The organism is Sulfuricurvum sp. (genome assembly GCF_023250475.1).
Taxonomy (GTDB): Bacteria; Campylobacterota; Campylobacteria; order Campylobacterales; family Sulfurimonadaceae; genus Sulfuricurvum.
This window is the reverse complement of sequence record NZ_JAHFAQ010000092.1, coordinates 1-9,058: the sequence shown is the minus strand read 5'-3', so window position 1 is coordinate 9,058 and position 9,058 is coordinate 1. Positions and strand designations below refer to the sequence as shown.

Here is a 9,058-nt window from a genome sequence, read left to right as displayed (position 1 = left end):
CGATTATAAATTGGAATATTCCTTGCTTTATTATTCCAAATACTTGCAAGGAGTCTGCATGAAATTTATGGATAAAATTGAGCTGGTTGTAAAACTGAAAGAGAAAATTGCCGAAACAAAAGCCTCAAATGAAGCTCTGGCACTGCAATTACAAGCTCTTTTGGATCAAATTATTTCTAATCCAAAAAACTCTCCCGCGATTTAAGATAACAAGCGCCCATTTAAGGTGCTTGTTATCTACACCTGCTTATAATTACGCCCTCTTAAACATATACGGACGAGTAGGAAAGCGGCTGAATCCACCTCCCTGCTAAGGAGACGTACTGGCAACGGTACCGAGAGTTCGAATCTCTCCTCGTCCGCCACTCTAAAATCTCCTATTTATCACACTTCCAAAAATATTTCATTTATCAATACCTTTTATTCAGTATTAATACGCTCAAAGCAACCATTCCATTTAACTAAAATTGCTATTCTGTCTCTCATATTTCCTTAGGACTCATTTTGACTAAAATATTTAATAAAAACCGTGTCCCCCATATTATCTTACTCTATTGGATTATCAAAATCGCATCCACCACCTTAGGTGAGACAGGAGCGGATATGTTTTCCATGACCTATAACTTCGGATATGAGAACACAATACTGCTCTTTATGGGGTTGTTTGCTTTATTTCTTGCCATTAAACTCTCAATCAAACGTTATGAACCGCTCACCTATTGGTTAACATTTACAGCTACGGCTATTGCGGGAACGGCTATTTCTGATTATATTGATAGAACACTCGGATTAGGGTATGCACTGGGTTCAGGATTGCTGATGGTTCTGTTAATCCTCATTTTATTTGCATGGTATCTTCATGATAAAAGCATAAATGTTGAACGCATAACCAATTCAACATCTGAAATCTTTTATTGGGGAGCTTTCTTAGTTGCCAATACGTTGGGAACTGCGGCAGGGGATTTTCTAGCCGATGAATTGAAGTTCGGATTTGCTCAAAGTGCCATGATAATCACTATGGTATTAGTCATAATTGCCCTCTTCCATTTTTATACGAAAGTTTCCAGTGTCCTTTTATTTTGGCTAGCCTTTGTTTTGACTCGTCCGTTCGGTGCTACCTTTGGCGATCTGTTGACTAAAACGGATGAGAAGGGAGGTCTTGACCTCGGCACCGTTGGCTCATCACTATTTTTTGCGGTTATTTTGTTGCTTGCACTTATGAGAGAAGTTCACGTAGAGAAAAAGAAAAAAATTAATGAATTTGATTAAAAAAGGGAACTAAAAACACCATATTTCGCATTTTGCATCTGCAGTGACACCATAGTGCCATAAGGTTGGCACCCTAAGTATCTAGCATTTTATTGAATGCGCCAATTCTCAATCGAATAATTCACCCCAAAATGACTCTTTTTTATGCGGCTTGTGATGTTGAGAATATTCTTTTCGATCATGGTTGTCATAATGAGGTACTGCACGCTCTTCATTGTATAACGGACGGATAGATGTTTGTTTTTCGGAACGCTCAATAATTTTATCCAGCTCTCCGCGATCAAGCCAAACTCCTCGGCATTTGGGACAAAAATCAATTTCTATTCCGCTTCGCTCGGACATAACCAACGATTCACTTATGCATACCGGACATTTCATATTTACTCCACACTCAGTTTATTTGAGTAAATTATATAGGAAGGGTGTCAAGAGAGCATTGACACTTTTAGATATTGGCTTCTTTTTTATACCAGCATATACCCTACTTTAGCAAGATTTCGTAAGTTTGTATCATCTCCCATCTTTTTACGGATTCGTAGAATCAGGTTTTTCAATGCTCCATCAGACATCTCTTCTTCCAATACATTTGAGAATATTTCGTATATCACAACTTGTCCCCGATGGGCGAGTAGAAGTTCCATTGCATTGATTTCATTTTTCGTCAATGCTGTTATTTCACCGTCCGGGCGGACAAAAGCTTTGGCAAAATAATCATACGATACTACGTCATTGATTTTTGCGATCAGCATTCCCTGAGATTTGAGGCGATCAACTGCCAAATAAAGGACTTTGATTAAAGCATTGAATTCAATCGGTTTATAAATATACTCTATCAAGTTCAGTTTGCATGCTTCCAATAAATCTTGCGTCGCTATCGATCCCGATACGATCACGATAGGAATTTTATCGTTGTTTTTTCGTATCATTTTTGCAACATCGAGACCGCTCACATGTCCCATATAAATATCCAAGATAACCATATCAATACGGTTGTTCTCATAGATAGACAAGGCTTCGGTTCCATCCGTAACGGCGAATACTTGCCCTACGATAAGCTGAAGAGTTTTTGTGGTTATCTCACGTAATTCAGTATCATCTTCGGCGTACAAAACCGAAAGATTTCTAAATTCATTGAATTTAGCCATAAGGAAGTTCCTTCAATCTTGATATTTGGTAGCAATTTCTTTAAAACGGTCGATATTTTCCATAAACATATCCACTAAATCAGGATCAAAATGTCTTCCGCGCTCTTGAGAGACAAAATCGATAATCTGCTCCATAGGCCACGCTTTTTTATAAACACGTTCACAGCTAAGGGCATCAAATACATCGGCCAAAGCCGTAATGCGACCATAAATATGGATATTAGACCCCTGCAATGCGTTTGGATATCCGCTGCCATCCCATTTTTCGTGATGCTCACCGGCAATGATAGCTGCTGCTTTGAGGAGCGGACGGGAGGAATTTTTAAGGATATCGTATCCTATGATGCTGTGAGTTTTCATCACCTCATATTCATCTATCTCAAGCTTAGCCGGTTTAAGTAAAATGGCGTCAGGTATACCTATTTTACCGATATCATGCATCGGTGATGCACTGTAGAGAAGACGGATTTCTTCCTCTTCCAATCCATAGAGCTCTCCTAATAACTGTGCGTATTTAGCAACACGGCGGACATGGTTCCCGGTCTCTTGCGATCTGGTCTCTCCTACTTCGCCCAAGAGAGAAAGCATTTCGTGCTGTGTTTGCCAAATCTCTTCATTAAGATCAAAGAGTTCAGTTACATCATGACTGATACTGATGTACTCGATGATGTCTCCAAACTCGTCCAAAATGGATTTTATCGTTGTATCGGTAATGTAACGGCTTCCATCTTTTCTGAGATTTTTAATAATCCCCTTCCATGTTTTTTTAGAGAGAATGGTTTTCCAAAGATCTTCATACAATTCAGAATTGATTTCAGGATCACGCAATAATTTATGACCGTGAGTAATAATTTCTTCGTAGCTGTAGCCGCTGATTTTGGAAAACAACTCGTTAACATAGATAATATTGCCATTGACATCGGTTTTGATCACGATAGATGATAAATCGACAATCTCTTTATACTGTTCCAACAACGTTGTTTGATGCAGTAGATCTTGTTTCAGCTGAGTGGTAAATTCGTGTACTTTACGCTCATTGTAGATATTTTTGACGACTTCGTATAAAATTTGGACGATTTGTTCCGATTGAATCGGTTTGAGCAAAAATTGCGCCACTCCCAGATTAATCAATTCAAGAAGATAACTGCTCTCTTCACAAGCAGAGGTGACAATAAAATGTTGTAAGCGGTTGATCTCTTTCATTTTCTGGATCATAGCAATGCCGCTTATCTCCGGCATCAGGATATCGGTGATGACTATATCAAACTTTTTTTTCTCAAAAAGCTCCAGCCCTTTTCGTCCGTTCTCTGCCGTTGTCACATCGGAGAAGATGCTCTCCAATAACAAAGAGGTATTAAGTCGTATCAAAGATTCATCTTCAACATAGAGGACACTCATCCCTTTTGCATATTCCGATAGCTGCCGTATCATCTCTTTAAAGTTCATAACTCTTCCTCACACGGTAATTTAATAATGAAGGTACTGCTATTGTCTTCACTGAAAGCTTGGATCAACCCATCACAATGCTCTTCAATAATTATTCGGCTCATGTAGAGCCCAAGACCTGTTCCGTAACTCGCATTTTTGGTTGTAAAGTAGGGGCTGAAAAGTTTGTGCATCACACCGCTTGGTATTCCACCCGCATCATCCACAACAGAAATGAGACAATATCTCTCTTCAGCCCGAACACTGATAGTGATCTTTCCTCCGACCACTTTGTTCTCGACAAAAGCATCCAGGGCATTTTTGAGCAAGACGATCATTACCTGAAGGACTTCATTACGATACGTGTACAGCATCGGGTTAAATGAGTCTTCCTGCTCTACATGGATAGAGTGGTTTTTTAAAGTGTGATCAATCAGGGTAAGGGAATGATTAATAAGCGAAACTACCCGGAAATGTTCTTTGGGTTTATCGGGACGGAAAAAATCTCGATAATCAGAGATCGTTTGGGAAAGATGGGAACTTTGCTGTTCAATTTTGACCAAATTATCAATGAATGAGTGATCTTCAATATCATTCATAATCGCTTTGAATCTCATTTGGGTGGTGATCGCATTGATAATCGCCAGCGGTTGGCGCCATTGGTGAGCAATCATTGAAATCATCTCCCCCATCTGGGCTTGGCGTCCGTGAAGGGTAAGCATTTTCTCTTTTTCGATTTTCTCTGTAACATCATGAGATATCATGATCAGTTTATGTTTCTCTGCAGAGCCGAATTGTGAAAAATAGATATCGGCGACCTTGATGTTGTTCGGATTCTTATGATGACGCAATGTGCAACGGGTGGAGACAGCTTCTCCGCTGTACGCACATGCGAGATGGTGATGCAATGAGCCGTCTTGACAATCAATTTCATAGGCTGTATCAAAAATGGATTGACCGATAAAGTGCTCATCGGTACTCTCAAAAAGACGTAGAGCAGATTCATTGCAGTCGACAACAATAGTATCACTTAAAATGACGATGGATTTGTCGATGGATTCAAATATGGTACGATAAAATATTTCACGCTCTTGCAACTCTTTTTGTGCATGCCGTATATCGGTAATATCTTCCCCGGAACTCAGAATACCGATCAATTCCCCCTGCTCATCGAACAACTGTCGATTGCGCCATGCGATCAGTCTTTCATCACCGTTTTTGGTAAGAATCGGATTTTCATAGTAATCATTTTTATTGTGATCAACAAACTCATTCGCTACTTTGTGCAATTCCTCGCGTATTCGCGACGGTACGAATAACTCAATAAAATTTTTCCCGATCGCTTCATCGGCACTGTAGCCTATGACTTCACACCCTTTACGATTTATACTCTTGATAGTGTATTTCGTATCGAAAATCAAGACCATTACCGCGGCAATATCAAGATACGTTTGAGCCAACTCTTTTTCATGTTGAAGCTCTTGCGCTTGCTTTTTTAATAATTCCCGTTTACGCAACAGCTCTACGATGACATACATCATCGTCAAATAAAGGATCAATCCTATGAGGGCAAACAGTTTCGGATATTGACTGCTATGTCGTGCATCAAAAGCCGAAGAACTCGAATAGTAAATATGCCATTGACGACCTCCGATTCTCAACGTACGTTCGGTATGATAATCAGAGTGATAATCGGAAATATCAGGTGATTGGTAGAGGAGATTATTGGCGCTTCTACCCTTGCCGTCATAAATTTCAAGCTGCATGATATCTTTATGGGTAAAATTAGCATTGATGAGATCGCCGACCCGCAAGGGGGCGTAAATATATCCTAATAATAATTGGCGCCGTTTTTCAATACTCTTTACATCCTTATGCTCTAGGTAATAAGGGATATACATCAACACTCCGGCTTGTTTATCCTTATCTATCTCCTGCAGCAAAGTTACCTTGCCCGATAACGCAGTCTCTCCGGTATCTCTGGCTCGCTCCATTGCCTCACGCCGAACGGGTTCGGAGAGCATATCGTATCCGATAGCCACCCGATTACGTCTCTCAAGCGGCTCAAGATAGAGGATGGCACTGTAGTTTTCTCGGATTCCTTTAGGCTTTAACGCAAAGCCGGTGTACCCTTCCCGACGTATTCGCTCCTCAACCGAGGTTATTTGGCCTTGAGGAATCATCATCGCATACCCCATTCCAAGCATACCCGGATAGTAGTGCGGCAAATCGATCGCATTGATATAATGATGCCAATCGGTTCGGGTTACATCTGTGCTAGCTTGAAAAAAACCGACTCCCCCACGCAGTGTATTTTCATACTGCTGAAGACGCTCTCGAAGGGTGTAGAGATCTTCATCCACATGATGTTCAAAACGAACTTCCGCCTGATTGTAAAAAAAACGTTCTGAAAAAAACCAAACACCATAGATCAATACGGTAGAGAGTATCAATCCGATTATCGAAACGCATCGGTTGAGAATAAATGCTTGCTCTTTAAAATTCTCATAAAAGAATTTTCTGAGTCTGTTTTTCATATAGTTCACGATACTGCCGAAGTCAAAAGAAATCCATATCGCCGCCGTCATCGGCTAGATCCGGACGTATCAAACCGATAATCTGGTGAATACTCAAAGTTGTCGGCTGATGGATATGATGAATGTTTTTCATCGCCATACTCTCTATCGCAAAACGCTTGACATAAAGACTCAAATCGATGCACACCGCATCAAACAGCGAGAGTATTTGTTCGGGCTTGGTATCAAACTTGGCCAAAAACTCTTCCTCTTGGGCAACCACGGAAGAGAGTTCTTCGAGACTCTTTGCCAACGGATCTAAAAAGGGGGTATAACGATACAAAATGTTGGAAAGTTTTGAGATATCATCACGCATTTTATGGATATGACGGATATCTTTTTCGTCAATATAGAGGGAAAGTTTATCCGGAATTTCACTCAGTACGTCGGTCATCTCTTCACGATCATCATGCAAGAAAATAACTTTTTCGTATTCATCCTCGTCATCTTTCGCAAAGTACTCTTCGAGCAACACTGAACGCTCTTCCTGATGATTTTGGGCATAGAGTTTTTCGATTTGGCCATTTTTGATCTCAACCGTCTGTAAGTGTTTTATCAGTTTAGACACAATTTTTTTGTATTTTTTACGTTCCTCGTTCAGTTCTTCAAACAATTCGGCATTGACATTTTGGGCAGAAGCATCACGACACACAGGGTAAATGGTTCTCAACATTTCATCATGGCTAATCGGTTTCAGTAAAAAGGTACTTACCCCTTTGCGCATCATACTAATCAAGGTTTCGGGTTCATCGTGTGCGGAAATAGCAATGATTTTTTGTTCAGGATTGATTTCACGAATTTGAAAAATCATCTCAATTCCGTTTAGGCGCGGCATATTAATATCGGTAATAACAATATCGTATACTTCACAATTGTATTTTTCTATCCCCTCTTGCCCGTTGCTGGCCGTCTCCACTTTGGCAAAAAGGAGTTTGAAAATTTCTGCGGTTTCTTCTCTGACTTTATTATTATCCTCAACATACAGTATAGACAATTGCTGTGAATAATTTTGCACATCTTTGATCGTTATCATCTTATAACCTTGGCCGTCTTTTATCTAGTGATATCATAGACATTTAAAATCATAAAACAATCACAAGAATTTATCCCCTCTTTAAAACAGAATCCTAGGAAAATGAACTTACGTTAATTTCTTTGTATTTTAAAATAATTCAAAGTCATCCTCATCGTGTTGCGATACCTCTGTTTTCGTCAATATTGACTGAATCTGCAGACATGAACTCAAGAGAGAAGAGTCCAAATAGTGTATATCATTCGCTGTTTGCGATATAAAAATATTATTTCTCCACCCTTCTATATCATCCAGTAACGATAAGAAAAGAAGGGAGAATTTTTTACAATCCGATACCTCCATAGTATCTGGATTTAACATGATTAAAAAATCATTAAGCGTTTTTAGTCCATAGGCAAAGTGTTCAAAATCCATTAGATTTTCAATAACATCAATATACGAATTCAGCAGTTTAGTAATGGATACTAAATTCTCCTTGGTCGGCTGTTTTTCAAATCCAATTGTTGCTAGCTCCAGAGTATCTTTGATATTCTCGAGATTTTCTATTTTCTCCATCAAGGCTATTGCCGTACTTCTGACATATTCAGAAGCAGTTATCTTATTAAAATGAGTTTTGGAGAGAATGGTCTGCGTATAATCGCTTACATCGAGTTTTTGGATCTCCTCACTTCCCATCATTTTTGTTTTAGGAAGTCGGAAAGAGAGGTTATGCCGTTCAAGAATGAAAATAGCATTTTGATAGTTCTTGATCAACGTATGCTGAACGACAAGATCACTAATTATTTCTATGAGAGGAAAAGTTAAAAAGAGATTTTTATCATTCTCTTCAGCGGTGATAGTAAAAGAGAAGTTGTTTTTTAAACTGTACTGCCCATACGCATAAATAATTCGGATACACTCTTCCAATCCTTCGATTTCATAACAAGATTCATTAAGATAGTAATCCCAAAACTCTGCGAGGGATTGAAGCGCATTGATATTGAATGTTACCGATCGAGAGTAGACTTCTTGACTAAAGGGATTAATAGCTTGGGCATTCGAGGGCTTATTTTGACGAAGTTCTACAATCTGCATGTAATTTTTCACACGCTGATGAAATAACTGATCTTCAATCGGCTTTGTCATATAATCTTCTGCTCCGCATGAGAGCATTTGGTTTTTCGATGTTTCATCGTCTAAAGCGCTTAATGCCAAAATCATCGTTTTTTTATCGAACTACTTGATAATTTTGGTTGCGGTAATCCCATCAACATGGGGCATCATAATGTCCATAAAAATGATGTCGTAATGGGTATTCTTGCACAAGGCAATCGCTTCTTGTCCATCTTTGGCTTCTGAAACTTCTATCCCCTCAAATTCTTCCAAAAGAAGCTGCAGCGTCATCCGGTTATTTTGATCGTCATCTACAATTAATAATTTCATGCGCGTCCATTGCTCTCTGATTTTTTTGATTTTTTGCTAAAGGAGAGGATAAACTTTGTCCCGCTCCCGTGTTCTCTATCTTCAATTTTATAGTAAATATTTAAATCTTGACACAGAAGTTTGATGAAATAAAGACCGATACCGGTCCCCTGCCCTTTTCGTTGTAAAAAATTTTCACCCTCTTGGGC

The 9,058-nt window shown here is 39.3% G+C and carries 10 protein-coding genes and 1 tRNA gene; 3 read left to right on the top strand and 8 right to left on the bottom strand.

The genetic code is table 11. From position 1 onward, the window contains the following. Nucleotides 1–58: 58 nt before the first annotated feature. From Q0C19_RS08925 to Q0C19_RS08915, 3 genes are all read left to right on the top strand, one after another. Entirely contained in the window at nt 59–205 is a 147-nt protein-coding gene (locus Q0C19_RS08925; protein WP_295055219.1) for a hypothetical protein, read from the top strand. Nucleotides 206–275: 70 nt separating this feature from the next. After that, nucleotides 276–365, top strand: a tRNA-Ser gene (locus Q0C19_RS08920). A gap of 139 nt (nt 366–504) precedes the next feature. After that, nucleotides 505–1,269 carry a hypothetical protein gene (locus Q0C19_RS08915; RefSeq protein WP_295055217.1) on the top strand — a complete coding sequence of 255 codons (765 nt, stop codon included), beginning with the start codon at nt 505–507 and terminating at the stop codon, nt 1,267–1,269. A gap of 108 nt (nt 1,270–1,377) precedes the next feature. On the opposite strand, the gene Q0C19_RS08910 is transcribed toward Q0C19_RS08915, so the two are convergent. From Q0C19_RS08910 to Q0C19_RS08875, 8 genes are all read right to left on the bottom strand, one after another. Next, nucleotides 1,378–1,647: a zf-TFIIB domain-containing protein gene (locus Q0C19_RS08910; RefSeq protein WP_295055215.1), complete on the bottom strand. Its 270-nt coding sequence runs from the start codon at nt 1,645–1,647 to the stop codon at nt 1,378–1,380. An 86-nt stretch (nt 1,648–1,733) separates the two neighbouring features. Beyond that, entirely contained in the window at nt 1,734–2,414 is a 681-nt protein-coding gene (locus Q0C19_RS08905; RefSeq protein WP_295055214.1) for a response regulator, read from the bottom strand. A 12-nt stretch (nt 2,415–2,426) separates the two neighbouring features. Beyond that, nucleotides 2,427–3,860, bottom strand: coding sequence for an HD domain-containing phosphohydrolase (locus tag Q0C19_RS08900; protein ID WP_295055212.1), 1,434 nt, complete (start codon nt 3,858–3,860; stop codon nt 2,427–2,429). Next, a complete protein-coding gene (locus Q0C19_RS08895; protein ID WP_295055211.1) occupies nt 3,857–6,427 on the bottom strand; it encodes a CHASE domain-containing protein in 2,571 nt (856 codons plus the stop codon). The genes Q0C19_RS08900 and Q0C19_RS08895 overlap by 4 nt, the downstream gene beginning before the upstream one ends. After that, on the bottom strand, nt 6,399–7,448 hold the full coding sequence (locus tag Q0C19_RS08890; protein WP_295055209.1) for a response regulator: 1,050 nt from the start codon (nt 7,446–7,448) through the stop codon (nt 6,399–6,401). Before Q0C19_RS08890 ends, Q0C19_RS08895 begins: the two co-directional genes overlap by 29 nt. A 129-nt stretch (nt 7,449–7,577) precedes the next feature. Continuing rightward, entirely contained in the window at nt 7,578–8,642 is a 1,065-nt protein-coding gene (locus tag Q0C19_RS08885; RefSeq protein WP_295055208.1) for a response regulator, read from the bottom strand. Between the two features lie 21 nt (nt 8,643–8,663). Further along, nucleotides 8,664–8,870 carry a response regulator gene (locus tag Q0C19_RS08880; RefSeq protein ID WP_295055206.1) on the bottom strand — a complete coding sequence of 69 codons (207 nt, stop codon included), beginning with the start codon at nt 8,868–8,870 and terminating at the stop codon, nt 8,664–8,666. Then, on the bottom strand, nt 8,867–9,058 hold a 192-nt coding region (locus Q0C19_RS08875; RefSeq protein ID WP_295055205.1), incomplete at its 5' end, for an ATP-binding protein. The genes Q0C19_RS08875 and Q0C19_RS08880, both read right to left, overlap by 4 nt.